This is a genomic window from Pantoea folii (assembly GCF_056678875.1).
Genome location: NZ_JBWXON010000011.1, coordinates 1 through 26353, shown reverse-complemented (window position 1 = coordinate 26353; position 26353 = coordinate 1). Strand labels below are relative to the sequence as shown.

The 26353-nt window shown below is 53.4% G+C and carries 27 protein-coding genes and 1 other RNA gene; 18 read left to right on the top strand and 10 right to left on the bottom strand.

Annotated elements, in window-relative coordinates; all coding sequences use genetic code 11:
* The first annotated feature begins 193 nt into the window (after positions 1 to 193).
* The 7 genes from clpP to AC1MDE_RS13855 all read left to right on the top strand — a co-directional run bounded on the left by clpP (position 194) and on the right by AC1MDE_RS13855 (position 8321).
* Positions 194 to 817 (top strand): ATP-dependent Clp endopeptidase proteolytic subunit ClpP, encoded by a 624-nt coding sequence (gene clpP, locus AC1MDE_RS13885; RefSeq protein ID WP_008103933.1) that lies wholly within the window; start codon positions 194 to 196, stop codon positions 815 to 817.
* A gap of 127 nt (positions 818 to 944) precedes the next feature.
* Positions 945 to 2216 (top strand): ATP-dependent protease ATP-binding subunit ClpX, encoded by a 1272-nt coding sequence (gene clpX, locus AC1MDE_RS13880; RefSeq protein ID WP_034828109.1) that lies wholly within the window; start codon positions 945 to 947, stop codon positions 2214 to 2216.
* A 186-nt stretch (positions 2217 to 2402) separates the two neighbouring features.
* Positions 2403 to 4757 carry an endopeptidase La gene (lon, locus tag AC1MDE_RS13875; protein WP_034828111.1) on the top strand — a complete coding sequence of 785 codons (2355 nt, stop codon included), beginning with the start codon at positions 2403 to 2405 and terminating at the stop codon, positions 4755 to 4757.
* 213 nt (positions 4758 to 4970) lie between these two features.
* On the top strand, positions 4971 to 5243 hold the full coding sequence (hupB, locus tag AC1MDE_RS13870) for a nucleoid-associated protein HU-beta (RefSeq protein ID WP_034828113.1): 273 nt from the start codon (positions 4971 to 4973) through the stop codon (positions 5241 to 5243).
* Positions 5244 to 5480: 237 nt separating this feature from the next.
* Entirely contained in the window at positions 5481 to 7349 is a 1869-nt protein-coding gene (ppiD, locus tag AC1MDE_RS13865; RefSeq protein WP_058962237.1) for a peptidylprolyl isomerase, read from the top strand.
* Positions 7350 to 7488: 139 nt separating this feature from the next.
* A complete protein-coding gene (locus AC1MDE_RS13860) occupies positions 7489 to 7812 on the top strand; it encodes a ComEA family DNA-binding protein (RefSeq protein WP_034828115.1) in 324 nt (107 codons plus the stop codon).
* A gap of 101 nt (positions 7813 to 7913) precedes the next feature.
* Positions 7914 to 8321 (top strand): acyl-CoA thioesterase, encoded by a 408-nt coding sequence (locus tag AC1MDE_RS13855; RefSeq protein WP_058962233.1) that lies wholly within the window; start codon positions 7914 to 7916, stop codon positions 8319 to 8321.
* Between the two features lie 182 nt (positions 8322 to 8503).
* Here the strand turns inward: AC1MDE_RS13855 and queC are convergent, their stop codons facing one another.
* Positions 8504 to 9199 (bottom strand): 7-cyano-7-deazaguanine synthase QueC, encoded by a 696-nt coding sequence (gene queC / locus AC1MDE_RS13850; RefSeq protein WP_058962234.1) that lies wholly within the window; start codon positions 9197 to 9199, stop codon positions 8504 to 8506.
* 26 nt (positions 9200 to 9225) lie between these two features.
* On the bottom strand, positions 9226 to 10941 hold the full coding sequence (locus AC1MDE_RS13845) for an SgrR family transcriptional regulator (RefSeq protein ID WP_480344746.1): 1716 nt from the start codon (positions 10939 to 10941) through the stop codon (positions 9226 to 9228).
* A 93-nt stretch (positions 10942 to 11034) separates the two neighbouring features.
* On the opposite strand from AC1MDE_RS13845, the gene cof reads away from it, so the two are divergent.
* The gene (gene cof, locus AC1MDE_RS13840; protein WP_058962236.1) at positions 11035 to 11856 is read left to right on the top strand and encodes an HMP-PP phosphatase; all 822 of its coding nucleotides are present in this window, start codon (positions 11035 to 11037) and stop codon (positions 11854 to 11856) included.
* Positions 11857 to 12009: 153 nt separating this feature from the next.
* Here the strand turns inward: cof and AC1MDE_RS13835 are convergent, their stop codons facing one another.
* Positions 12010 to 13050 (bottom strand): PLP-dependent cysteine synthase family protein, encoded by a 1041-nt coding sequence (locus AC1MDE_RS13835; protein ID WP_480344745.1) that lies wholly within the window; start codon positions 13048 to 13050, stop codon positions 12010 to 12012.
* Between the two features lie 115 nt (positions 13051 to 13165).
* On the opposite strand from AC1MDE_RS13835, the gene AC1MDE_RS13830 reads away from it, so the two are divergent.
* From AC1MDE_RS13830 to amtB, 5 genes are all read left to right on the top strand, one after another.
* Positions 13166 to 13627, top strand: a complete 462-nt coding sequence (locus tag AC1MDE_RS13830) for an Lrp/AsnC family transcriptional regulator (protein WP_034828126.1) — start codon at positions 13166 to 13168, stop codon at positions 13625 to 13627.
* Positions 13628 to 13651: 24 nt separating this feature from the next.
* On the top strand, positions 13652 to 15421 hold the full coding sequence (locus tag AC1MDE_RS13825; RefSeq protein WP_058962379.1) for a SmdA family multidrug ABC transporter permease/ATP-binding protein: 1770 nt from the start codon (positions 13652 to 13654) through the stop codon (positions 15419 to 15421).
* Positions 15414 to 17189 (top strand): SmdB family multidrug efflux ABC transporter permease/ATP-binding protein, encoded by a 1776-nt coding sequence (locus AC1MDE_RS13820; RefSeq protein ID WP_480344744.1) that lies wholly within the window; start codon positions 15414 to 15416, stop codon positions 17187 to 17189. The genes AC1MDE_RS13825 and AC1MDE_RS13820 overlap by 8 nt, the downstream gene beginning before the upstream one ends.
* A gap of 259 nt (positions 17190 to 17448) precedes the next feature.
* Positions 17449 to 17787 carry a P-II family nitrogen regulator gene (gene glnK, locus AC1MDE_RS13815; protein WP_007886947.1) on the top strand — a complete coding sequence of 113 codons (339 nt, stop codon included), beginning with the start codon at positions 17449 to 17451 and terminating at the stop codon, positions 17785 to 17787.
* 33 nt (positions 17788 to 17820) lie between these two features.
* Entirely contained in the window at positions 17821 to 19110 is a 1290-nt protein-coding gene (gene amtB, locus AC1MDE_RS13810; protein ID WP_038648536.1) for an ammonium transporter AmtB, read from the top strand.
* 71 nt (positions 19111 to 19181) lie between these two features.
* On the opposite strand, the gene tesB is transcribed toward amtB, so the two are convergent.
* Entirely contained in the window at positions 19182 to 20045 is an 864-nt protein-coding gene (tesB, locus tag AC1MDE_RS13805) for an acyl-CoA thioesterase II (RefSeq protein WP_479398089.1), read from the bottom strand.
* 204 nt (positions 20046 to 20249) lie between these two features.
* On the opposite strand from tesB, the gene AC1MDE_RS13800 reads away from it, so the two are divergent.
* The gene (locus AC1MDE_RS13800; protein WP_034828134.1) at positions 20250 to 20807 is read left to right on the top strand and encodes a YbaY family lipoprotein; all 558 of its coding nucleotides are present in this window, start codon (positions 20250 to 20252) and stop codon (positions 20805 to 20807) included.
* 306 nt (positions 20808 to 21113) lie between these two features.
* On the opposite strand, the gene AC1MDE_RS13795 is transcribed toward AC1MDE_RS13800, so the two are convergent.
* On the bottom strand, positions 21114 to 21425 hold the full coding sequence (locus AC1MDE_RS13795; protein WP_097117484.1) for an MGMT family protein: 312 nt from the start codon (positions 21423 to 21425) through the stop codon (positions 21114 to 21116).
* Between the two features lie 176 nt (positions 21426 to 21601).
* Between AC1MDE_RS13795 and ffs the strand changes: the two genes are divergently transcribed.
* An RNA gene (gene ffs / locus AC1MDE_RS13790) (signal recognition particle sRNA small type) lies at positions 21602 to 21698 on the top strand.
* 128 nt (positions 21699 to 21826) lie between these two features.
* Here the strand turns inward: ffs and AC1MDE_RS13785 are convergent.
* From AC1MDE_RS13785 to AC1MDE_RS13775, 3 genes are all read right to left on the bottom strand, one after another.
* Positions 21827 to 22045 (bottom strand): HHA domain-containing protein, encoded by a 219-nt coding sequence (locus AC1MDE_RS13785; protein WP_034828137.1) that lies wholly within the window; start codon positions 22043 to 22045, stop codon positions 21827 to 21829.
* Positions 22046 to 22069: 24 nt separating this feature from the next.
* Positions 22070 to 22447 (bottom strand): Hha toxicity modulator TomB, encoded by a 378-nt coding sequence (gene tomB, locus AC1MDE_RS13780; RefSeq protein WP_034828139.1) that lies wholly within the window; start codon positions 22445 to 22447, stop codon positions 22070 to 22072.
* A 146-nt stretch (positions 22448 to 22593) separates the two neighbouring features.
* The gene (locus tag AC1MDE_RS13775; RefSeq protein ID WP_034828141.1) at positions 22594 to 22947 is read right to left on the bottom strand and encodes a hypothetical protein; all 354 of its coding nucleotides are present in this window, start codon (positions 22945 to 22947) and stop codon (positions 22594 to 22596) included.
* Between the two features lie 341 nt (positions 22948 to 23288).
* On the opposite strand from AC1MDE_RS13775, the gene AC1MDE_RS13770 reads away from it, so the two are divergent.
* From AC1MDE_RS13770 to AC1MDE_RS13760, 3 genes are read left to right on the top strand one after another with little or no spacing between them, the layout of a single operon-like run.
* On the top strand, positions 23289 to 23945 hold the full coding sequence (locus AC1MDE_RS13770; protein ID WP_058962374.1) for a metal ABC transporter ATP-binding protein: 657 nt from the start codon (positions 23289 to 23291) through the stop codon (positions 23943 to 23945).
* A complete protein-coding gene (locus AC1MDE_RS13765) occupies positions 23942 to 24781 on the top strand; it encodes a metal ABC transporter permease (RefSeq protein ID WP_045816335.1) in 840 nt (279 codons plus the stop codon). The genes AC1MDE_RS13770 and AC1MDE_RS13765 overlap by 4 nt, the downstream gene beginning before the upstream one ends.
* Before the next feature lie 21 nt (positions 24782 to 24802).
* The gene (locus AC1MDE_RS13760) at positions 24803 to 25681 is read left to right on the top strand and encodes a metal ABC transporter substrate-binding protein (protein WP_058962373.1); all 879 of its coding nucleotides are present in this window, start codon (positions 24803 to 24805) and stop codon (positions 25679 to 25681) included.
* Positions 25682 to 25725: 44 nt separating this feature from the next.
* On the opposite strand, the gene ykgO is transcribed toward AC1MDE_RS13760, so the two are convergent.
* On the bottom strand, positions 25726 to 25866 hold the full coding sequence (ykgO, locus tag AC1MDE_RS13755; RefSeq protein WP_008103894.1) for a type B 50S ribosomal protein L36: 141 nt from the start codon (positions 25864 to 25866) through the stop codon (positions 25726 to 25728).
* A gap of 14 nt (positions 25867 to 25880) precedes the next feature.
* Positions 25881 to 26138, bottom strand: a complete 258-nt coding sequence (locus AC1MDE_RS13750; RefSeq protein WP_038648520.1) for a type B 50S ribosomal protein L31 — start codon at positions 26136 to 26138, stop codon at positions 25881 to 25883.
* Between the last annotated feature and the right edge of the window lie 215 nt (positions 26139 to 26353).

The following is a 26353-nucleotide window of genomic DNA, read 5'->3' as shown; positions in this document are numbered from 1 at the left end:
ATGGGCAAAAGGTTGTTATGCTTGAAACAACTGGGCAGCATCCCCAGATACAGGGAGAATGCATGAAAACAGTGAGACTGGCTGATTAACCGTCCTGTTATGTCGGAGTGAGAAGGCAGCGCATAGTTTTCCCGACGCGCCTCACGTAATATCGGTACAGAATGTTGCCAATGAAATTTATCAGGAGACGGTAATGTCATACAGTGGCGATCGTGAATTTACTGCACCGCACATGGCGCTGGTGCCAATGGTGGTCGAACAAACCTCGCGCGGCGAGCGTTCATACGACATTTACTCCCGCCTGCTCAAAGAGCGTGTGATCTTCCTGACCGGCCAGGTTGAAGATCATATGGCCAACCTGATTGTGGCGCAGATGCTGTTTCTGGAAGCTGAGAATCCTGAAAAAGACATTTATCTCTACATTAACTCGCCAGGCGGCGTGATTACTGCCGGGATGTCGATTTATGACACTATGAAATTTATCAAACCGGACGTCAGCACCATTTGTATGGGTCAGGCTTGTTCGATGGGTGCGTTCCTGCTGACTGCAGGTACCAAAGGTAAGCGCTTCTGCCTGCCGAATTCCCGCGTCATGATTCACCAGCCGCTGGGCGGTTATCAGGGCCAGGCGACGGATATTGAAATCCATGCGCGTGAAATTCTGAAAGTGAAGCAGCGTATGAATGAGTTGATGGCTGAACATACCGGCAAATCACTGGAAGAGATCGAACGCGACACTGAGCGCGATCGTTTCCTCTCTGCCAGCGAAGCGGTAGAGTATGGCTTGGTCGATTCCATCCTGACGCATCGCCAATAAGACACATCTGGCTGCCCCTTACGCTATAGTTAACGGGGCAGCACGATGAGTTGCATGAATATCGGCCGTTGATGTGCGGCCAGTGCCGTACACCAAATTGGGTCTGAGAACGAAAAGAGGTTAGCTGATGACAGATAAGCGCAAAGACGGTTCAGGTAAGTTGCTGTACTGCTCTTTCTGCGGCAAAAGCCAGCATGAAGTCCGTAAGCTGATTGCCGGGCCGTCAGTGTATATTTGCGACGAATGTGTTGATTTATGCAACGACATCATTCGCGAAGAGATTAAAGAAGTGGCTCCGCACCGTGAGCGCAGTGCACTGCCGACACCGCATGAAATCCGTCATCATTTAGATGATTACGTCATCGGTCAGGAAAGGGCGAAAAAAGTGCTGGCGGTAGCGGTCTATAACCACTACAAACGTCTGCGCAACGGCGATACCAGTAATGGAATCGAACTGGGCAAAAGTAACATTCTGCTGATCGGTCCAACCGGTAGCGGTAAAACCTTGCTGGCTGAAACCCTGGCGCGTTTGCTGGATGTTCCGTTCACCATGGCGGATGCTACCACCCTGACCGAAGCCGGTTATGTGGGTGAGGATGTGGAAAACATCATCCAGAAATTGCTGCAGAAGTGTGATTACGATGTGCAGAAAGCACAGCGCGGTATCGTTTATATCGATGAAATCGATAAGATTTCTCGTAAGTCAGATAACCCGTCAATCACGCGTGACGTTTCCGGTGAAGGCGTACAGCAGGCGTTGCTGAAGCTTATCGAAGGTACCGTTGCCGCGGTTCCGCCGCAGGGTGGACGTAAGCATCCACAGCAGGAGTTCCTGCAGGTTGATACGTCTAAGATCCTGTTCATTTGCGGTGGTGCTTTTGCTGGCCTCGACAAAGTGATTTCCCAGCGCGTGGAAACCGGATCCGGTATCGGCTTCGGCGCTACGGTGAAAGGTAAATCGCAAAAAGCCAGCGAAGGCGAGTTGCTGTCGCAGGTTGAGCCAGAAGATCTGATCAAATTTGGTCTGATTCCAGAATTCATTGGTCGTCTGCCGGTGGTGGCGACGCTGAGTGAATTGAGTGAAGAAGCCCTGATTCAGATTCTGCGCGAACCGAAGAATGCGTTGACCAAACAGTACCAGGCTCTGTTTAACCTTGAAGGTGTGGAGCTGGAGTTCCGTGATGAAGCGCTGACGGCGATCGCTAAGAAAGCGATGTCACGCAAAACCGGCGCGCGTGGTCTGCGTTCTATCGTAGAAGGTGCGCTGCTGGAAACCATGTACGATCTGCCATCGATGGATGACGTGGAAAAAGTGGTGATTGATGAGTCAGTGATTGACGGTCAATCCGAGCCGATGTTGATTTATGGTAAGCACGAAGCTCAGGCTTCTGGCGAATAAATAAACAATCTAACCATGTTGTTATCTTAAAAAAGGGGAAAATGTTTCCCCTTTTGTTTTTCTCACTCCCCTGACATTGAATGTCGACCAAGCATCCCCATATACTCAATATCCTGTGGGTTGAACTGCAAACTTCTTTTACGCGGTACCCATCACCTGGCGGACATTAAACTAAGAGAGAGCTCTATGAATCCTGAGCGTTCTGAACGCATTGAAATCCCCGTGTTGCCTTTGCGCGACGTGGTGGTTTATCCGCACATGGTAATTCCGTTGTTTGTTGGTCGGGAAAAATCGATTCGTTGCCTCGAAGCGGCAATGGATCATGACAAGAAGATCATGCTGGTTGCCCAGAAAGAGGCTTCAACGGATGAACCTGGTATTAACGATCTCTTCTCTGTAGGGACCGTCGCTTCCGTATTGCAGATGCTCAAGCTGCCCGATGGCACGGTGAAAGTGCTGGTTGAAGGCTTGCAGCGTGCGCACATCACCACACTGGCCGACAATGGCGACCATTTTGTTGCCCAGGCCGAATACCTGATCTCGCCGGAAATTGAAGAGCGTGAGCAGGAAGTGCTGGTGCGTACGGCGATTAATCAGTTTGAAGGCTACATCAAACTGAATAAAAAAATTCCTCCTGAGGTTTTGACCTCACTGAACAGCATCGACGATGCGGCGCGTCTCGCCGACACCGTGGCAGCGCATATGCCGCTGAAGCTGGCTGATAAGCAGTCAGTGCTGGAAATGTCCGACATCAACGAACGTCTTGAATATCTGATGGCGATGATGGAATCCGAAATCGATCTGCTGCAGGTTGAGAAGCGCATTCGTAATCGCGTGAAAAAGCAGATGGAGAAAAGCCAGCGTGAGTACTATCTGAATGAGCAAATGAAAGCCATTCAGAAAGAGCTGGGCGAAATGGATGATGCGCCGGACGAATACGAAGCGCTGAAACGTAAAATTGAAGCGGCAAAAATGCCGACTGAAGCGCGCGAAAAAGCCGAAGCAGAACTGCAGAAGCTGAAAATGATGTCGCCGATGTCTGCAGAAGCCACCGTGGTACGCGGTTATATCGACTGGATGGTTCAGGTTCCGTGGGTCGCGCGCAGCAAAGTGAAAAAAGACCTGCTGAAGGCGCAGGAAACGTTGGATACCGATCATTACGGTCTGGAACGCGTGAAAGACCGCATTCTTGAGTATCTTGCGGTGCAGAGTCGTGTTAGCAAAATTAAGGGCCCAATTCTGTGCCTCGTCGGACCGCCAGGCGTGGGTAAAACCTCGCTGGGTCAGTCGATCGCGAAAGCCACCGGCCGTAAATATGTGCGTATGGCGTTGGGCGGTGTACGTGATGAAGCGGAAATCCGTGGACATCGCCGTACTTACATCGGTTCTATGCCGGGCAAACTGATCCAGAAAATGGCGAAAGTTGGCGTGAAGAACCCGCTGTTCCTGCTGGATGAGATCGATAAGATGTCGTCCGATATGCGTGGCGATCCGGCTTCGGCACTGCTGGAAGTGCTGGATCCAGAGCAGAACATTGCGTTCAACGATCACTATCTGGAAGTGGATTACGATCTCTCCGATGTGATGTTTGTGGCGACCTCTAACTCCATGAACATCCCGGCACCGCTGCTGGATCGTATGGAAGTGATTCGTCTCTCGGGTTATACCGAAGATGAAAAACTGAATATCGCCAAACAGCACTTACTGCCGAAACAGATTGAGCGTAATGCACTGAAAGAAAAAGAGATCAGTGTTGACGATAGCGCCATCATCGGCATTATTCGTTACTACACCCGTGAAGCGGGCGTGCGTAGTCTGGAACGTGAACTCTCCAAGCTGTGCCGTAAAGCAGTGAAAACGCTGTTGATGGACAAAAGTAAGAAGAGCATCAAGATTAATGGTGAAAACCTTCACGACTTCCTGGGCGTGCAGCGCTTTGATTATGGTCGAGCGGACACTGAAAACCGCGTTGGTCAGGTCACCGGTCTGGCATGGACGGAAGTGGGGGGCGATTTGCTGACCATTGAAACCGCCTGCGTACCAGGTAAAGGAAAACTGACTTACACCGGCTCACTGGGTGAAGTGATGCAGGAGTCTATCCAGGCGGCGCTGACAGTGGTTCGCGCACGTGCGGAGAAACTCGGCATCAACGGGGATTTCCACGAGAAACGTGACATCCACGTGCACGTGCCGGAAGGGGCAACGCCGAAAGATGGTCCAAGTGCCGGTATAGCCATGTGTACGGCACTGGTTTCTTGTCTGACCGGTAACCCGGTGCGCTCTGATGTGGCGATGACAGGTGAGATCACTCTGCGCGGTCAGGTGTTGCCGATTGGTGGTCTGAAAGAGAAGCTGCTGGCCGCGCATCGCGGTGGCATCAAAACCGTGTTAATCCCGGATGAAAATAAGCGCGATCTGGAAGAGATTCCACAGAACGTGATTGCCGATCTGACCATCCATCCTGTGAAGCGTATTGAAGAAGTGCTGAACCTGGCACTGGAAAATGCGCCTTACGGCATGCAGGTTGCGACGGCAAAATAGTGATTAACGGCAAAAACCGTTAAAAAGCGAAGCTGGCAGGCCAAATGGTGCTTGCCAGCTTTTTTTTGTGCCGCTAATTTAGGGGGCTGTTGAATCAACGATTAAGATGAATACCGTTGTTTCAGCTCCACAGGCTTGATATAACTGGCTGCGCGTTCGCACCGGGCGGGAAGCGCGGGTGCGATGTGAATAATAAAAGAGGGGATGAATAGAGTGAATAAGTCACAGTTGATCGACAAAATTGCTGCAGACGCTGACATTTCTAAAGCAGCAGCGGGACGTGTGTTAGATGCATTCATGGGCTCCGTTTCTGACGCGCTGAAAGGCGGTGATGAAGTGGCACTGGTTGGTTTCGGTACTTTCTCTGTACGTGAGCGTGCTGCTCGTACAGGCCGTAACCCGCAAACCGGTAAAGAGATCACCATCCCGGCTGGTAAAGTTCCGGGCTTCCGTGCAGGTAAAGCACTGAAAGACTCAGTCAATTAATGACCGCTGACACATCCATTGAAGCATTTTCTTCTATGGATTGAGGACGAAAAAGCCGTTCTCATGTAACATACGGGCACATCATTTTTGATGTGCCTTTTTTATTCTTGATGCGCGGCGATGGCCACAGGCTATTGTCTCCGCATGGTTGCCAACTGCCAGCCTGAACAGCAGTTGCACGATGATGACATCGTGTCAGAGCTTTACATTCACACTACAGCGGAGTGTTGTCATACCATGATGGACAATTTACGCGCGGCGTCGAATCATGTCGTGCTCAAGATCATTCTGGGATTGATCATCCTGTCTTTCGTACTGACCGGGGTGGGCAACTACCTGATCGGCGGTGGCAGCGATTATGCCGCCAAAGTTAATGGCCATGAAATTAGCCGTGCAGAGCTTGAGCAGGGCTTTAACAACGAGCGTAATCGTCAGCAGCAGATGCTGGGCGATCAATTCTCGCAGCTGGCCAGCAACGAAGGTTACATGCAGCAGATGCGTCAGCAGGCGCTGTCTCAGTTGATTGATCAGGCGTTGCTTGATCAATACATCAAAGATCTGAAGATTGGCATTAGCGATGATCAGATCAAGCAGGCGATCTTCAATCAAAAAGCTTTCCAGACTAACGGCAAGTTTGATAACGCGAAATACAACGGCTTAATCACTCAGATGGGCTTTACGCCGGATCAGTACGCGGCAGCACTGCGCAAGCAGTTAGCTACGCAGCAGTTGATCAATGCGATCGCTAATACCGATTTCATGCTGAAAGGTGAAACCAGCAAGCTGGTAGACCTGGTCTCGCAGCAGCGTGAAATTCGTCAGGCGGTGATTGATGTTAACGCGCTGGCAGCGAAACAAACGGCCAGTGATGATGAGATCAATCAGTATTACCAGCAGCATCAGAACAGCTTCATGGCACCTGAGCAGTTCCGCGTCAGCTACATCAAAATGGATGCTGCCAGCATGCAGGAAACCGTGAGCGAAGCGGACATTCAGAGTTGGTTCGATCAACACAAAGCTGACTACTCACAGCCGCAGCGCAATCGCTACAGCGTGATTCAGACCAAAACTGAAGCGGATGCCAATGCCGTTCTGGAAGCACTGAAGAAGGGTGAAGACTTCGCCACGCTGGCAAAAAGCAAATCCATTGACCCGATTTCGGCACGTAAAGGCGGCAATATGGGTTGGCTGGAGCCGGGCACCACGCCGGATGAGCTGAAAAAGGCCAACCTGACGCAGAAAGGCCAACTGTCTGGCGTGATCAAATCTTCAGTCGGTTTCCTGGTGGTGCGTCTGGATGATATCCAGGCCGAGCAGATTAAGCCGCTGGCTGAGATCCATGACGCCGTTGCTGACAAGGTGAAGCAGGAAAAAGCAGTCGACGCCTTTTACAAGCTGCAGCAGAAAGTCAGTGAAGCGGCCAGCAATGACAACGAGTCGTTGGCGGGTGCTGCACAGGCTTCCGGTTTGAAAGTCACGGAAACCGGCTGGATCACGCGCGATAATGTTCCGGCTGAACTCGATTTCGATCAGGTCAAGCAGGCGATCTTCAACGGTGGACTGGTGGGCCAAAACGGTGCGCCGGGTAATAACTCTGACATCATCAGCGTCGATGGCGATCGTGCCTTCGTGCTGCGCATCAGTGAGCACAAGCCTGAAGCCGTGAAACCGCTGGACCAGGTGAAAGCGCAGATTGCCGACACGCTGAAGCATGACAAAGCCACACAGCAGGCTAAAGCGCAGGCCGATAAGCTGCTGGTTGATTTGAAAGCCGGTAAAGAAGATGCGCTGAAAGCGGCAGGCTTGACCCTGAGCGCCAGCAAATCCTTTGATCGTAATGCACAGGATCCGGTTGCGCAGTCTGCCTTTAACTTGCCACAACCCGCGGACAACAAACCGTCCTGGGGCGTGAGCGAAGATATGCAGGGCAACGTGGTGCTGGTCGCACTGGATAAAGTCAGCCCGGGTAATATGCCGCAGGCGCAGATTGATGAGATGGTTAAAGGCGTGACGCAGAATAACGCACAGATTGCGTTTGAAGCGCTGCTGGAAAACCTGCGCAAAGACGCGAAAATCAAATACGGCGCGGCTGCACAAAACCAGTAAGCCTCACAAAAAATGTGAATCCGCTGCAACACTCAAAGGCTGCTTCTGCGGCCTTTTCCATTTCAGGAATTGCCCTTTTGAGCCTGAAAACACGCTGTGACACTCTGCTGTGGCTGTCAAACACAAGGAGAAACACAGCATGGTGAAATCAACTTTTCGCGCTCTATGTATCACGCTGGCGCTGGGTGGCGCACTCTATACCACCGGACTGTCCGCGGCCGAAAGCCCCAGCGAAACGCAGGCGACGCAAGTATCCTCGCCGCAAGAGGGACAGGTCAGCATCAATCAAGCCAGCGCTGAACAGCTCGCAGCCGCAATGAACGGCATCGGCCTGAAGAAAGCTCAGGCGATTGTCAGTTACCGCGAGCAATATGGTCCGTTTACCGCCATCGATCAGCTTAAGGAAATACCGGGCATCGGCAATGCGCTGGTCGAACGTAACAGCGATCGCCTGAAACTGTGAGGCGGGTCGCGACTTTGAAGGATTGATAAAGCACCCAATCAGGCTGTGCTATGCTCAACAGGTCATACCAGTTGGTATTCACAGTCTGAACAGGAGCAACAATGCAAACCACCATCAAAGTACGCGGCTATCATCTGGACGTTTATCAGCATGTGAACAACGCACGTTATCTCGAGTTTCTGGAAGAGGCGCGCTGGCAATGGCTGGAGGATGTCGATGCTTTTCACTGGCTGATGGATCAGAAGCTGGCGTTTGTGGTGGTCAATATCAATATTAACTATCGTCGTCCGGCGGTGCTGGGCGACGTATTACATATTGAGAGCGAAGTGTCACAGTTGAATGGCAAAAGCGGCATTATTTCGCAGCGCGTGCTGCTGGCGGGTGATAACACCGTGGTGGCAGACGCCGCGTTAACTTTCGTCTGCATCGATTTGCGTACGCAAAAAGCGGTACCGATGGAAGGGGAGTTGCGCGACCGTTTGTCGGCATTGATGGTAGAAAGCCATTAACAGCGGAGCGAGCTGGCGTTTCTGACGCCAGCCAGCGAAGCCGCTTAATAAGTTCCAGCTAGTTAAGTAGCCCAATGAGTTGCAGCGAACGAAGACGCTCAATCAGTTCCGGCTAGCGAATCAGCTAAACCCTCCCAACCAGCCAGGCCGCGCAATCACTTCGAGCCACCGATTTAGCGCAATCAGTTAAGGCCGCTTTTTTGTTTCATCGCTGCCATGACGGCTGAAGCATTAGCCTGATAATCCGCCAACCCGCGCGCGCGCAGATGGCAAGCCGCGCATTCACCACAGCCATCGCCTTTCACGCCGTTATAACAGGTCAGGGTTTCCGCCCGCACCAGTGGCAACTGCTGCCAGTAATCGGCCAGCGCCCAGGTTTCCGCTTTATTCAGCCACATCAGTGGCGTTTCGAAGCGAACGTTGCGCGCCATACCGAGACTCACGGCATTGTTGAGCGCTTTAACGAACTCATCACGGCAATCAGGGTAGCCGGAGAAATCTGTTTCGCAGACACCGGTAATCACCGCCTCGGCTTCCACCTGATAGGCGTAGATAGAGGCTAAGGTCAGGAACAGAATATTGCGGCCCGGCACAAAAGTGCTCGGCAACCCGCTGGCGTCAGGATCGTAAGTGGGCACTGGAATGTTATCGCGCGTCAGGCTGCTGACTGCCAGCTCATTGAGCAGCGTCACATCCAGTACTTTGTGTGCACGCGCCCCCAGTTTGTGCGCCAGTTCTGCCGCGACTTCAATCTCTTCGCGATGGCGCTGACCATAATCGAAGGTGACACAGTGCACTTCATCATACTGCTGCAGTGCCTGAATCAAGCAGGTGGTGGAATCTTGTCCGCCACTGAATACGACAACGGCTCGTTTCATCTCAATTTCCCCAAAAATCAGTGCGTCTATGGTACTGGCTCGGGCGCGGGCTGAACAGTCCCTGCGGTTGCGGGCGGTGGAATCCAGGCGCGGGTGAAATCAAACCAGCCCAATGTATTGAGCTGGATGCCTTCAACGCCGGGCGGGGCAAATACCTGATAGCGATAGTTAAACAGCGGCAACAGATGTCCGTCACCCATCAGCTGCTGGAACAATTGCTGTGTTAATGCTGCGCGTTGCTCTGGGTCGGGCTGATGGGCGATAGCGATGAGTGGCGCTTGTAGTACCGGGGCACGTAAGGGAGTCCATACGGGATCGTTCTCCAGCCAGTTCACCAGGGTAAACAGCGGCGCATCGCCAATTAAACGGTCACCCATCACCACATCGGCATCGCTCAGGTCGATATCGTCACGCCAGTTTTTCACATCATGAAAAACGCAGGTTAATTCGCAGCCCTGTTGGGCCAGCAAAGGCACCAGCGCCTGCGCCATCACATGCAGTTCGATAGGGAGATGGTAGTGCAGTGTCAGTCTCTCAGGTAGTTTGACGGTGGTCATCCCGGCAGAGGGAACGGGCCAACCGGGCAGCAACTCCTTGCTCGCGGTAATCAAGCCTTCATCCAACGGTAACTGCTGAATCACGCCACTGTGTTGTATTAATGCAATCAGTGTTGTTGCCTGAGCAGCAGTGAAATTGGCGGAAATGCGCGGTGCCAGATAACAGAAGCCAAGGCTGATGCTGTGATCGACCGGGCGCAATGCGTCCAGCTCGTCAGGATCACCAATGGCGATTTGCACCGGGTGGCGACAGCTGGTGCCGAGACCATGGGCAAACAGCTGTGGAGTAATCCAGTATTCCACCAGCTGAATCAGCGGTCGTTGCAGATGCCAGCGGGCATGACTTTCCAGGCGAACCAAGTCATCAGTGAAATGGGTCAGCTTCCAGGGGCCACTGCCTATATCCACTGCATCAGGATGTGGCAGCAGGCAGTATTGATGTGCCAGACGCTGCGGCAGCCAGTAGTCGCTCTGACGCAATTGAATACGCAGAGCCAGCGGATGTGGCGCCTCGATGCGTTCGATAGAGGCCAGCAGGCGGCTGCCGCGCACGGTTTGCATAATCTGCTGTAACTGAGCAACCAGCTGCGCAGCTTGAATTGGCTCATCGTTGTGCCAGCTGAGCTGAGGTCGTAACCAGAAATACCAGTCACAGCCGCTGCCATCATGTTGCCAGTGATGCGCAAGATCGCCTTCTACATCGTCGCCATTAAAGCGCGTCAGGCCAGAGAAAATCTGCCGCACCAGGTGCTGCTCAGCCCTTCCGGTCAGACGCAGCGGCCGCAGCGGCTCCATCGCGCGATAATAGGGAATACGCAGCACCGGTGCCTGGTTCTGCCATTGGCCGCCCATCAGCGGCCGCAGCATTTTCACCAGCCGCTCAGGATGAAGATCCAGTACCTGCAACGCTTGTATCGCTTCGCCCGCTTCCAGTTGCTGGGTTAGCAGCTGTTGGCGAAGTTGTTCAGGTGAGATCCTAAATGTCAGTTCGCCTTGTTTTCCTCGACCGGACTCGCCGCGCCAGTGCAGCCAGCCAGCATCCTGCCACTGGCGTAATAAGGTACGTACATGGCGCTCACTGCAAAAACAGTGTTGTGCCATGGCGGCTACGCTCAAACGCAGAGGCTCGCCCTGGCTGAGTTGCCACAGGCGCTGAAATTGATTAACCCGATGAAGTTGGCGCATGGCTAAACCCGGAACAGTTTCCTGAAAGTATTCACTATTAGTTCCGTAATTACCAGGCGATAGTAGATTCCTCACTCAGACAGGAGACATTGCATGGCTCGCCTCGCGGCATTTGATATGGATGGCACGTTGTTACTGCCGACGCATCGGTTAGGGAATGAAACCATCGACACCCTGCATGCCTTGCATCAGCGCGATATCACCATTGCCTTTGCCACGGGCCGCCATCTGATGGATGTGCAGGTGGTACGTGAACAGCTCACCCTGCCGGCCTGGTTGATCACCGGCAATGGCACACGCATTCACGATCTGGAAGGTCAGCAGCTGTTTGGCTGTGATCTGTCCTCTTCTGTAGCCGAAGAGGTGATCCACACGCATTGGCAAACGCCTGCATCGATTCATATTTTCAACGATGAGGGCTGGTTCACCGATAAACCGTTGCTGGGAGCATTGGAAGCACACGTGATGAGCGGCTTCCATTATCAGCTGCGCGATTTGCGTCAGATGTCGGCGCATGAGGTGACCAAAATTTGCTTTATTGCGCCGCATGAGATGCTGCAGGCGTTAAAAGTAGAGTTGCAGCAAGCCCTGGGCGAGCGCGCCAATATCTGTTTTTCCGCATGGGATTGTCTGGAAGTTCTGCCGCTGGACTGCCACAAAGGCGCGGCGCTGGCGCATCTGTGCCAGCATCTGTCGCTATCAATGGCGGATTGTATGGCGTTTGGTGATGCGATGAATGATCGCGAAATGCTGGAGCGCGTTGGCAGCGGGTTCATCATGGGCAACGCCATGCATCAATTGAAATCGTCGCTGCCGCACTTACCGATTATTGGACATTGCGAGACACAGGCGGTGTCTCATTACTTAAATCACTGGATGACCACACCACACCTCGATTATTCCCCCGAATGCTGAGGCTTACAGTGAACCGGACAGGATGTCCGGTTTTTTATTGCATACCCGTCATACTTCGAATTGCAGGTGCGTTGGCTGCACTCGTTTACCCGAATCACTTACTCCAGTAAGCTCATCGGGATGCTCTCGTTTGCCGCCTTCCTGCAATTCGAATTATTTAGGGTAAAACTCACGCAGCCACGGCTGAATATCCCCGATATGCTGCGCGACCCACTCTGGGTTGTAATAGGTGTCCGGATAACGCTCACCACTGTCGCACAGTAGTGTCACCAGCGAACCTTGCTCGCCATTTTCCCGCATGCGTTTCGCCACCTGCAGCATGCCCCAGAAGTTGGTGCCGGTTGAAGCGCCAGGGCGACGACCCAGAATTTTCTCCAGATGAAGCATCGCAGCCACTGTCGCGCCATCGGGTACTTTGATCATTTCGTCGATCACATCCGGTAAAAACGACGGCTCCACACGCGGACGTCCGATGCCTTCAATCATGCTGCCGCGATCGCTGCGCAGCGCGCTGTCACGACTATGCCAGAAATCAAAGAACACGGAGTGCTGCGGATCCACCACCAGCAGACGCGTATCGTGCCCTTGATAACGGATATAGCGGCCCAGTGTGGCCGAAGTCCCGCCGGTTCCCGCGCTCATCACCACGGTATGCGGCACCGGGAAAGGCTCATGCGCCATCTGACGGAAAATACTTTCTGCGATGTTGTTGTTGCCGCGCCAGTCAGTCGCGCGCTCGGCATAGGTGAACTGATCCATAAAATGACCGTTGAGTTCACGCGCCAGACGTTCCGATTCGCTATATAGCTGACAAGGATCGGCAACGAAATGGCACTCGCCGCCGTAAAAACGGATCATTTCAATTTTGCGTTTCGCCGTGCTGGCGGGCATCACGGCAATAAATGGCAGACCCAACAAACGCGCAAAATAGGCTTCTGACACCGCCGTGCTACCGGATGACGCCTCAATGATAGGCGTATTTTCGCGGATCCAGCCATTGGCCAACCCATACAGGAACAGCGACCGCGCCAGGCGATGCTTCAGGCTGCCACTCGGATGGGTGCTTTCATCTTTGAGGTAAAAGCTGATGCCCGGAAAATCCTCCAGCGCAAAGCGAATAAGATGCGTATCCGCAGAGCGTTGAAAATCGGCGTTAATTTCATTGATGGCATGGCGAACCCAGGGCGTTTGCATGTGACGAATCCGTAATCATTATTGTGCACAGTGTAAGGCACTGGCAGGAAAATAAGGTTGCTTTAATCCGGGTATAATGCCCGAATAAGAGAAAATTTTTCTCCCGGAGCGCCGAATGCTAGATAAAACTGACCGCACTTTGCTGGCGATACTGCAACAGGATTGCACGTTATCACTGCAGGCCTTGGCGGATGCGGTGAATCTCACTACCACGCCGTGCTGGAAACGCCTGAAAAAGCTGGAAGATGATGGCATTATTCGTGCGCGCGTGGCTTTGCTGGATGGGGAGAAGATGGGCCTTTCTCTCACCGCTTTCATGTTTGTTAAAACACAACAGCACAGCAGCGACTGGTTTCAGCAATTTGTTGCCGTGGTGCAGCAGATGCCTGAAGTGATGGCATTCTATCGCATGGCCGGAGAGTACGATTATCTGCTGCGCATCCAGGTGGCCGATATGAAAAGTTACGATGCATTTTATAAACGTCTGGTGAATGGCGTGCCAGGCCTGATTGATGTGACCTCCAGTTTCGCCATGGAAGAGATTAAATACACCACCGCGTTGCCGGTAGCGCCCTGAACGGGCACATAAAGAGAGCGTCTTGTGCGATTATTCAGCCAATTAAGTTGGTATTTCCTGCGCGAGTGGCGGCGATATCTGGGGGCCGTCAGCTTGCTGATTGTGATTGCGTTATTGCAACTGCTGCCGCCGCATGTGGTCGGCGTGATTGTTGATGGCGTGACGCAACACACTTTAAGCAGCGGCAAAATTTTCATGTGGATCGGCGTGATGCTGGTGACGGCAGTCATCGTCTATCTGCTGCGCTATGTCTGGCGCGTGCTGCTGTTCGGTGCGTCCTACCAGCTCGCGGTTGAATTACGCGAAGATTTCTATCGCCAGCTGAGTCGCCAGCATCCGGCGTTCTACTTGCGCCATCGCACTGGTGATTTGATTGCACGCGCCACCAATGATGTCGATCGCGTAGTGTTTGCCGCCGGTGAAGGCGTCCTGACGCTGGTGGATTCGCTGGTGATGGGCTTAGTGGTGCTGGTGGTGATGAGCGTGCAAATCAGCTGGGAATTGACGCTGCTGGCGTTGATCCCGATGCCGCTGATGGCGATTGCCATTCAGAAAGATGGTTCTCGTCTGCACCAGCGCTTCAAAGTGGCGCAGGCCGCCTTCTCCAGCCTGAACGACCAAACACAGGAGAGCCTCACCAGCATTCGCATGATCAAAGCCTTTGGCCTGGAGGATCATCAATCGCAACAGTTTGCTGACATTGCGCGCGACACCGGCAAGAAAAACCTGCATGTTGCGCGAGTTGATGCACGTTTCGATCCCATCATTTATATCGCCGTGGGTTTCTCTAACCTGCTGGCGATTGCGGGTGGTGGCTGGATGGTGTGGCACGGTAGTTTGACGCTGGGTCAGCTCACCAGCTTCGTGATGTATCTGGGACTGATGATTTGGCCGATGCTGGCGCTGGCGTGGATGATCAACATCGTTGAACGTGGGAGCGCGGCATGGAGCCGCATTCGCGCGCTGTTGGCGGAAGCGCCGGCGGTGGAGGATGGGCAGAAAGTCCTGCCCGCCGACGCTGGAGATTTACAGGTCGCTATTCGTGAATTCCATTATCCCGCCAACGCAGGCGCGGCGCTGAGCCATGTTAATTTTCAACTGAAACCAGGGCAAATGCTGGGGCTGTGCGGTCCAACCGGCTGTGGTAAAAGCACGCTGTTGAGTCTGATTCAACGTCATTTCGACATCGACCAGGGTGACATTCGCTACCATAACCTGCCGCTCACGCAGCTGCGACTTGATAGCTGGCGCAGTCGGCTGGCGGTGGTGAGCCAGACGCCATTTTTGTTCTCCGATACCGTGGCCAATAACCTGGCACTGGGGCGTCCGAATGCGTCTCAGGAAGAAATTGAGCGTGTGGCGCGCATGGCCTGTGTACACGATGACATTCTGCGTCTGCCGCAGGGATATGACACTGAAGTGGGTGAGCGCGGTGTGATGCTTTCTGGCGGTCAAAAACAGCGTATTGCCATTGCCCGCGCGCTGTTGCTGAATGCGGAAATCCTGATCCTCGACGATGCACTATCCGCGGTGGACGGTCGCACAGAGCATGAAATCCTGCACAACCTGCGGCAGTGGGGCAAAGGCCGCACATTGATCATCAGTGCGCATCGTTTATCGGCGTTGACCGAGGCCAGTGAAATTCTGGTGCTGCAACAAGGTGCGGTGACTCAGCGCGGCGATCATGACAGCCTGCTAGCGAAAGAGGGATGGTATCGCGATATGTACCGCTATCAGCAACTCGAAGCGGCGCTGGATGAAGATGAAATCGCAGAGGAGGCGAATCATGGCTAAATCGCAACGTTTGTGGCCAACCCTGAAACGCCTGCTGTCATACGGTAAACCCTGGCGAAAATCGTTGTGGGTGGCGGTTGGCATGCTGTGGATCGCGGCGGCGGCGGAAGTCACCGGCCCGGTGCTGGTGAGCTACTTCATTGATAATTTGGTGGCGAAACACCAAATGCCTTGGGCCATCGCCATCGGGCTGCTGGTGTGCTTTATTTTGCTGCAACTGCTGGCTGCAGGTTTGCACTATTTCCAGGCGCTGCTGTTTAATCGCGCGGCGATTGGTGTGGTGCAACAGTTACGCGTGGACGTGATGAACGCAGCACTGCGTCAGCCGCTTAGCGCCTTTGATACCCAGCCGGTGGGGCAGATTATCTCGCGCGTCACCAATGATACTGAAGTGATTAAAGATCTCTACGTCACGGTGGTAGCCACCGTGCTGCGCAGTGCGGCACTGATTGGCGCAATGCTGGTGGCGATGTTCTCGCTCGACTGGCGCATGGCGCTGGTGGCGATTGTCATCTTCCCGCTGGTACTCACGGTGATGCTGATTTATCAGCGTTACAGCACGCCGATTGCACGTCGTGTGCGTAGCTATCTGGCGGATATCAATAATGGTTTCAATGAAGTGATCAACGGCATGAGCGTGATCCAGCAGTTTCGCCAGCAGGCGCGCTTTGGTGAACGCATGGGCGAGGCCAGCCGCTCACACTATCTGGCGCGCATGGAAACCTTGCGGCTGGATGGCTTCCTGCTGCGTCCGTTGCTAAGTCTGTTTTCGACGATGATTCTCTGCGGGCTGCTGATGCTGTTCAGCTTTGCCACACCCGGTGTGTTTGAGGTTGGCGTGCTTTACGCCTTCATTACCTATCTGGGACGCCTGAATGAACCGTTGATTGAGCTCACCACGCAGCAATCGATGCTGCAGCAGGCGGTGGTTTCCGGCGAGCGTATCTTCGAACTGATGGATGCCACTCAACAGGGATACGGCACGGATAACCTGCCGTTGGCCTCAGGGCGTATTACCTTGCACGATGTCAGTTTTGCCTACCGCGACAATCGGGATGTACTGAGCCATATCAGCCTCGAAGTGCCGGCGCGCGGTTTTGTGGCGCTGGTGGGGCATACAGGCAGTGGCAAAAGTACGCTGGCGAATTTACTGATGGGATATTACCCGGTGACACGCGGTAGCATCGAGCTGGATGGTCGCCCTTTACCGCAGCTGACGCATGAAGCGTTGCGGCAAAGCGTCGCGATGGTGCAGCAGGATCCGGTGGTGCTGGCGGATACCCTGTTAGCCAACGTGCGGCTCGGGCGTGACATCCCGGAAGAGCAGGTGTGGCAGGCACTGGAAAAGGTGCAGCTCGCTCCGCTGGCTCGCTCAATGTCGGAGGGCATCCACACGCGATTGGGTGAGCAGGGCAACAATTTGTCGGTCGGGCAAAAACAGTTACTGGCGCTGGCGCGGGTGCTGGTTTCGCTGCCACAGATTTTGATTCTTGACGAAGCGACCGCCAATATCGATTCCGGCACCGAGCAAGCGATTCAGCATGCGCTGCGTGCACTACGCCAGCACAGCACGCTGGTGGTGATTGCACACCGTCTTTCTACCATCACCGAAGCGGATCAGATTTTGGTATTGCACCGTGGTCAGGTTGCCGAGCGCGGCACGCATGCGCAGTTGCTGGCTCAACAGGGTCGTTACTGGCAGATGTATCAGCTGCAGCAGGCGGGTGATGAACTCGCGGCGAGCATCCCCGCACAAGCAGAAGGGTGAATTGCACCTTTTTTGCGCAGATTTATCGGATTGTTCTGTATTGATGCACTCCTTTGAGGCTTGAAGCACCAAAGGAGTGCAATATTGCAACACCTTTCTTTTGCCCTATCCCCAAACTGAGCTACCCATCACATAACGAAGCGCGATACAGCGCGTCTATGCCGCTGACTTCTCCCCTTTTTTAATTTGTGGCACAGCGTTTGCTTATATCTCCTCGTGTCCGCGAGACTCACTCAATTTATTATCTGGAGGGGAACGTATGAAGCTGGTTACCGTGGTAATCAAACCATTTAAGCTGGAGGACGTGCGTGAAGCCTTATCCTCCATTGGCATTCAGGGACTGACTGTTACCGAAGTGAAGGGGTTTGGTCGCCAGAAAGGTCACGCAGAGCTTTACCGCGGTGCCGAGTACAGCGTGAACTTCCTGCCAAAAGTTAAAATTGATATCGCGATTGCGGACGATCAACTCGATGAAGTGGTGGATGTCATCAGCAAAGCCGCTTACACCGGCAAAATTGGCGACGGCAAAATCTTCGTCGCAGAACTGCAGCGCGTTATTCGTATTCGTACCGGCGAGACCGACGAAGCAGCACTGTAACTGGGGCTCTGAATTGTGATGGGATGGAAAGAAATGAATAAAATGATGACTAAGTTGGGCCTCACCAGCCTGGCACTGTTACCGTCTCTGGCCATGGCGGCAGCACCTGCCGTTGCGGACAAAGCGGATAACGCCTTTATGATGATCTGTACCGCTCTGGTACTGTTTATGACGATTCCGGGCATCGCCCTGTTTTACGGCGGTTTGATTCGCGGCAAAAACGTCCTGTCGATGCTGACCCAGGTTGCCGTGACTTTCGCATTAGTCTGCGTGCTGTGGGTGATTTACGGTTATTCACTGGCCTTCAGCGAGGGCAACGCCTTCTTCGGTAACTTCCAGTGGGCGATGCTGAAAAATATCGAGCTGAAAGCGGTGATGGGCAGCTTCTATCAGTATATTCACGTCGCGTTCCAGGCTTCCTTCGCCTGTATCACCGTGGGCCTGATTGTGGGCGCGATTGCTGAACGTATTCGCTTCTCAGCAGTACTGATTTTTGTGGTGGTCTGGTTGACGCTCTCTTATCTGCCAATCGCACACATGGTGTGGGCTGGCGGTCTGCTGGCGCAAGACGGCGCGCTGGACTTCGCTGGCGGTACCGTTGTTCATATCAACGCAGCCGTTGCGGGTCTGGTGGGTGCTTATCTGGTGGGCAAACGTGCTGGCTTCGGTAAAGAAGCGTTCAAGCCGCACAACCTGCCAATGGTCTTCACCGGTACTGCGATTCTGTATGTGGGCTGGTTCGGTTTCAACGCCGGTTCTGCTTCTTCAGCTAACGAAATCGCAGCATTGGCTTTCCTGAATACTGTTGTGGCGACTGCAGGTGCGGTGCTGTCATGGGTGTTCGGTGAGTGGGCAATGCGTGGCAAACCTTCTCTGCTGGGTGCGTGTTCTGGCTTTATCGCCGGTTTGGTTGCTATCACCCCGGCTTGTGGTTATGTCGGTGTCGGCGGCGCGCTGATTATCGGTCTGGCCGGTGGCCTGGCAGGTATCTGGGGTGTGACCACCCTGAAGAAATGGCTGCGTGTGGATGACCCGTGTGATGTGTTCGGTGTGCACGGCGTGTGCGGTATCCTGGGTTGTATTCTGACCGGTGTGTTCGCCTCCTCTTCACTGGGCGGCGTGGGCTACGCAGAAGGCGTGACCATGGGCCATCAGGTTTGGGTTCAGCTGTTCAGCTGCGGCGTGACCATTGTCTGGTCAGGTGTTGTCGCCTTCATCGGCTTCAAACTGGCGGATATGATCGTTGGCCTGCGTGTTCCAGAAGATCAGGAACGTGAAGGTCTGGATGTGAACAGCCACGGCGAGAACGCTTACAACCAGTAAGAAATGCGCAGTAGAAGAGCAGTGCGCTAAAATTATAAAAAGACGAGGGGGCGATAATATCGCCCCTTTTTTTATGCGTCGCGTTGGCGCATGACGCCTTCCTGAACGGTGGTTGCGACCAGTGTCCCATCCTGCGTGTAGAACTCCCCACGTACAAACCCACGTGCACCTGAAGCTGAGGTGCTCACCACGCTGTATAGCAACCACTCTGAGAGGTCGAACGGGCGGTGGAACCACATGGAGTGGTCAATCGTCGCCACCTGCATGTCAGGCTCTAAAAATCCTTTACCGTGCGGCTGTAGTGCCACAGGCAGGAAGTTGAGATCCGAGGCGTAACCCAGCAGGTATTGATGAATGCGGCGATCGTCCGGCAGCTTGCCGTTGGCACGAATCCACACCTGGCGCATCGGCTCATCAACACGGCCCTTGAGCGGGTTATGGATTTGCACCGGCCGGATATCCAGTGGACGTTCAGCGAGAAACTTTTCTTTGAGTTTGAGCGGCAAATGGGCTGCCAGTTTTTGTGCCAGGTCCTGCTCCGAGGGGAGATTGTCCGGGCCTGGCACCGACGGCATGCGGTTCTGGTGCTCAAATCCGCTTTCGGGTGCCTGGAATGAGGCTGTCATGTAGAAAATGGGGTGACCATTTTGCACCGCGCTGACACGACGCGCGCTGAAGCTTTTGCCATCGCGCAGGGTTTCGACATCGTAAATGATGGCTTTTTCGCTATCACCAGGACGCAGGAAGTAGCTGTGGAACGAGTGGATGATGCGCTGTTCCGGCACGGTTTGTTTTGCTGCGTATAACGCCTGACCGACGACCTGGCCGCCAAACACCTGGCGCAGGCCGAGATCTTCACTTTGGCCGCGAAACAGGCCTTCTTCGAGTTTTTCGAGATCGAGTAAATTAAGCAGGTTTTGCAGTGCCTGGCTCATAGCAGATTCCTCTGGGGGGCAATCGCGTCAGTGTGAAAGATCCGACCAGTTTCCGTCAATGATTTTGCCGTGATTTCAGCGAGCTGGCAGCGCTTTTGGGCGCAATCCGGTTTTTTGTGCCAGAATTAAGGGCATTCGGCGGTTGAAAAGCTACCCAACAATTTGTCCGCCGACAATCATAGTGTTCATAAGGAGACGACATCGATGAAACTCTGGCATGTTATTAGCGGTGTGACGCTGGCGGCAGCATTGGCTGGCTGTGCCGATCACAGTAAGCCGGTAGCCACCCCAACGCTGGGCTCCGCGGTTGCAGGACAGCAGGCCGCGATTACGCAGCCTAATGTTAGTGGTTCGGTGTACATTCGTCAGCGCATTGCGTTGCCGCCGGATGCGGTGCTGACCGTTACGCTGTCCGACGCTTCACTGGCCGATGCACCATCGAAAGTGCTGGCGCAGCATGTGGTGCGCACTGAAGGGAAACAGGCGCCGTTCCAGTTTGTGCTGCCGTTTAACCCGGCCGATATTCAGCCGAATGCGCGTATTCTGTTAAGTGCGGCTATCGCTATTGACGGCAAACTGGCGTTCATTACCGATACTGTGAAGCCGGTGATCAATCAGGGCGGTACGAAAGCGGAACTGCTGTTGGTACCTGTGACCAATATGGCGATGCAGACCACGCCAGGCGCGGCGACAACGGTGCCGTCAACGTCGCCAACGCAGGTGGTGCCTTCTGCTTCGGTGCCTGCGCCGACGAGTATGTGAAAATCACTCGGTGCTAGTCTGGGCGCACTGCCTGGGAAGCATGTAAAAAACTGGGACGGGGGAGTGTGCGGGTAGGCAACACTGTTGCGTAAAGTCGCTGTCTCGTCCCTGATCGCTCGGCACACGCCATCCCTGGCGTGTGACGCTTTACTCCACAGTGTTGCCTACCCGCACCTCAGCATGGGTGTGTTGGGGCGAGTTGTTCCATGGAATTAGCGGACTGCCTCTGATTACTCGTCACTTTCATCTTTGGCGGGGATGCTTTACTCCACAGTGTTGCCTGCCCGCACCTCAGCAGGGGGGCGCTTAGTACTCCCAGCGATACTTCTCTAATTCAATCTCACCGGCATCACTGACTTCGATGCCTTCGGCTTCCAGCGCATCGCGCTGGCGGAAGAGATCATCGCCCTGCAGAGAAATGCGGCCATGGCGATTGATGACGCGGAACCACGGTAATTTGCTGCCCTCGGGTAAGCGACGTAATACGCCGCCGACTTGTCGGGCTGCGCGCGGTGAACCGGCAAGAAGGGCGATATCGCCGTAGGTGGTGACTTTGCCTCTGGGGATCGCGGCAATGATTTGCCAGACGCGCTCGGAGAAATTGCTTGTGTCATTCATACACGCACCGGATTCAGCGAATAAATGGCGACTTTAACATGCCGGGAGGGCGAGAATCAGGGTTTTACTGGCAAGCTGTTCAAGAAAACAACGGTCACCCGGCCTGCGCTTGCAATTGCCAGGGGGTTACTTGATAATGCCTGCGCTCTCGAAAGAGAGCTCGTCAATGGGGGCCCTGTTGGTTCTCCCGCAACGCTAACTTGTGAACTCGGTCAGGTCCGGAAGGAAGCAGCCGCAGCAGGCGACGCGTGTGCCGGGATGTAGCTGGCAGGGCCTCCACCATTTCTACTCCCAGAAAAAATCCTCAAGAAATCAGTACACAGCGAAACGCTGGCACTCCTTTGCCTGTGAATCATTCCCTGAAGGGAAAAGATGGCGTAACGAACAGCGGGTAAAAATAGTTAGCGGACGAACTTCCAGACAGAAACCGGTACTTTGTCGTAAAGCTTATTCATCGTCAGTTCAGCGAGACGATGATCGGCAGCAGAATAAAATACCGCGAGTTCGTTGTCAGATAATTCGTACTTGTTCTTTTCAATCACCCGTTCAAGGGTGTCAATTGAGCGACAACGACGCAGTCGCATCAAATAGTCTGTTTTGGTTAAGGCTTGGTTGCTCATAAATAAACCGGTCTCACTCTGATGCTAAAAGGAATGGCTGGGTTGTTGGAGAAAAGCGCACTCTTCGGCAAACAGATTAAATAAGCGTCTTGCTGAACGTTGCCACCGTTGAAGATCCTGAGTATTGATTCCATAACTGCTAAACAGCATAAAGGTATCGTCAAGATATTCATCGATTTGCGTAATCAGCGCTTCATCTTCAACGTGCTTAATTTTGTAATTCATCGTGAAAGACGCGATATGCTCAATCAAATCGTTGAGCTGTAAATTGCTTTCCGCAGTAGGGTCATTCACCCAGCCGTGATGGCTGTCAGTCAGTGTCGCCATACTTTCGTCAAACAGGTTCTCACACAGGAATTTAAGCTGGGCAATATCATGCCGTTTTGGTGAGTATTCGTCCATCTTTTTCCCCTCCAGAGCTTGCACAGTGACCGCAGCGCGGCGAGATTTGGAAAAGCTATCAGGAAGCGATCACGAATATTAAGAATTCAGCGACTCTTTAAATATAATCCACATTCATTAGCTTTGCTCACCTCGATTACCAAATATTACAATTCGTCAGCTGGCGAGGGGCGGGTATTGTCTATCACTGAAAACACCAGTGCGCCCGGTACTATCTGGAACAAAACCTCTTCATGCTGGGTAGATGTTTCATTTAAATCCAGGCAAGGATTAAATAAATCCCACTTAAAATCGTAAAGCATTTTAAATCGATTGTTATCGTGCGGTTGAATGGAAATAATCTTAAAACTGTCGGGAACTAATTGCGCGTTTTGAGAATACCACTGTAAATCACCTGCCAGGGCTTCGGCTATTTTGAGAATATTCCCCTGGATAATAGCCTGCAACTTCTCGCAATCGTCCTCATCCACAGCAATATCACAATGAATAATAGACTGCATTTCGCTTCCGGTAAAAAAGGAGGATGAATCTATCATTGGGGTTCTGGCCAAATATTGCAAGTTAACTCTGTGCAGAATACGTAATCGTTGCGATGGGATTTATCGCTCAATCGCTTCAGATCCAGTGATAGCCATAGAGTAAGCGCCAAATGGTTAACTTTTGAAACACTTTCTCTCGGGTATCGCGCGGGGAAAATCAGGTAGTATAATTGTTATGTTATAACGTTTTGGTCTCCCTCCATGAATCACAGTGGTTTACTCCTTTCACTTAGCGGCCGCCTGCTGGTCGCGCTGCTGCTTATCGCGTTCCTGGCGCTCGCTATCTATTGGGGAATGCAGAAATGATGCATTTCAAGCGCTTGCAGGGCGGCTATCAGGGACAAGCAGTGACGCCGATAGTTACCGGAGAACTGGCGGCAGGCAGCATGACGGCATTAATCGGCGCGAACGGCACCGGAAAATCCACGCTACTGAAAACCATCGCCGGTCTGTTGCCGCCGATTGCAGGGACTTGCGAATTAAAGATTTCGCCTAAGGCGCTTGGCTGGTTACCGCAGCGTAGTGAGCTAGAAACCCGTTTCCCGCTTACCGTTTATGAGCTGGTTGCGATGGGATGCTGGCCGCGCTGCGGCTGGTTTGGTGGCATCAATCGTGCGATGCGACAGGAGATCGATGCCGCACTGGATGCCGTGCAGATGCGTGATTTCGCCGATGCGCAGCCTTCAATGCTTTCCGGCGGCCAGTTGCAGCGGGTGCTGTTTGCGCGCCTGATGCTGCAGCAAAGTAAAGTCTGGCTGCTGGATGAACCCTTTAATGGCATCGATACGCAAACCGTCACGCTGTTGATGTCAATCCTTGAGCAGCAGCAGCAGGCGGGCACCACCTTATTAGTGGTGTTGCACGATCGCCCACTGGTCGCGCGTTACTTCAAAGATGTGTTGTCACTTGATGATGCTGACTCCGCTCAAACTCCACTGCTGCGCAGGGTGGCTTCGTGACATTGATTCAACCGTTTATCGAATTTGGTTTTATGCGCCGTGCATTAGTGGCTTGTGTGGCATTAGCGCTGAGCGCCACGCCGCTGGGTGTATTCCTTTCACTGCGTCGTATGAGTCTGGTGGGCGATGCGCTCTCCCACGCGGTGCTGCCTGGCGCGGCGATTGGCTATCTGGTTTCCGGCTTATCGCTGGTGGCGATGGGCATCGGCGGATTGATTGCGGGGTTAGCCGTTGCGCTGCTTTCTGGTGCCGTCAGTCGATACACCCCCTTAAAAGAGGACGCCAGTTTCTCTGGCTTTTATCTCGGCTCGCTGGCGCTGGGCGTGACGCTGGTGTCATTGCGCGGATCGAGCGTCGATCTGCTGCACGTGCTGTTCGGTTCACTGCTGGCCGTCGATAACGCGGCCATCCTGCTGGTGGGCGGCATCGCGGCTTTCACTTTGCTGATGCTGGCAGTGATTTTCCGTCCGCTGGTGATCGATGCGTTCGACCCGGATTTTCTGCGTGCGCAAGGCAAGTGGAGCGCGCCGATCGTCCACGGCATCTTCCTGATGTTGGTCGTGCTGAATCTGGTGGCGGGTTTTCAGGTGCTCGGCACGTTGATGTCGGTGGGATTGATGATGTTACCGGCGACCAGCGCGCGTTTCTGGAGTCGCCATCTCGCCTGCATGCTCGGCATCGCCATGCTGCTGGCGATGATCGCCGCGCTGGTAGGTTTAATTCTTTCCTGGCACTTCTCACTGCCAGCCGGACCGGCGGTGGTGCTGAGTGCGGCCGTACTGTTTTTGCTTTCTGTTTTAACAGGACCGTGTGGCGGCCTGTTGCGCCGTCGATAACTATACAATTAGGGGATACGAATGAAGAAGTTACCGTTGAGTCTGGCGATTGGCGCCATGTTGATTAGCCCACTGACCATGGCGAAAACCGTGGATGTGGTAGCGAGTTTCACCGTGCTGGCGGATATCGTTAAGCAAGTGGGCGGCGATCACGTTAACGTGAAGTCGCTGGTGCAGCCTAACGGCGATCCTCATACCTTCGAACCGACGCCACAGGATAGCCAGGCATTGGCTAAAGCCAATGTGGTATTTGTGAGTGGTTTGGGGATGGAAGGGTGGATGGATCGCCTGATCAGCGCCTCCGGTTATAAAGGCACGATTGTGGTCGCCTCCAACGGCGTCAACACACGCAAAATGGAAGAAGACGGCAAAACCGTGACTGACCCACACGCGTGGAATAGCATGCACAATGGCGTGATTTATGCCACCAACGTGATGAATGCGCTGATTAAAGCCGACCCGGAAGATGCGGCGGATATCCGCAAGAGCGGTGAAAGCTACATTCAGCAGTTGGAAAAACTGGATAGCTGGGCGAAAACAGAATTCGCTGCAGTGCCGAAGAGCAAACGTAAAGTGCTGACCAGCCATGATGCCTTTGGTTACTTTGGCCAGCGTTACGGTGTGAGTTTCCTTGCGCCAGTCGGTTTCTCCACGGAAGCCGAAGCCAGTGCCAGCGATGTGGCATCGATTATCAAGCAGCTGAAGGCTGAGCACATCAAGACTTACTTCATGGAGAATCAGACCGATCCGCGTTTGGTGAAACAGATTGCCAGCGAAACCGGCGCACAGCCAGGTGGTGAACTCTATCCTGAAGCGTTGTCCGAAGCGAACGGTCCTGCTGCGACTTATGTGGCTGCCTTCAAGCACAACGTCGATATCATGTTGCAGAGCATGAAGTAAAAAAAAGGCCGGGGAGCATCCCGGCCAATTATCACGACACTTTCCTACCTTTTCTTTTTTCTTCCCTGAACCGCCTTAAAGCGCGGATTCGTTTTGCAGATCACGTAAATGCGACCTTTACGACGCACGACTTTGCAATCCTTATGACGGGTCTTGGCAGACCGTAATGAACTTAAAACCTGCATGCGTTAACTCCTGATTAATTGCCGCGCGTCAGGAAGCTGCCGAAACGCTTGTTGAAGCGTGCGGCGCTGCCTTCTTTGGTGAGATCTTTTTGCTTGCCGGTGTAGTGGACGTGGGATTTAGACGAGACATCCAGCGTCACGTACGGCAGCACTTCACCTTCGAACTCAATGGTGCGTTCGGTTTTAATGGTGGAACCGATTTTGAAATACTCATCGACAGAGGTGTCATGGAACACCACGGGACGGTATTGCGGATGGATATTGGCTTTCATAGCTGCACTCTCATGTAATGTTATAATATAACAATAGTATGAACCTGCAGAGAATTGATTGCAACCGCGATCGCAGTAAGGGTATTGAATGGTCGGGTGAAGGGCGGTGTTCAGGCAATAAAAAAGGCCGCTTGCGCGTAATGCCGATCAGTTAAGACAAAAATGATCGGTTGAACGATCCGGCAGTTCTGCAAGAATCCGTAATCTCTCAGGGA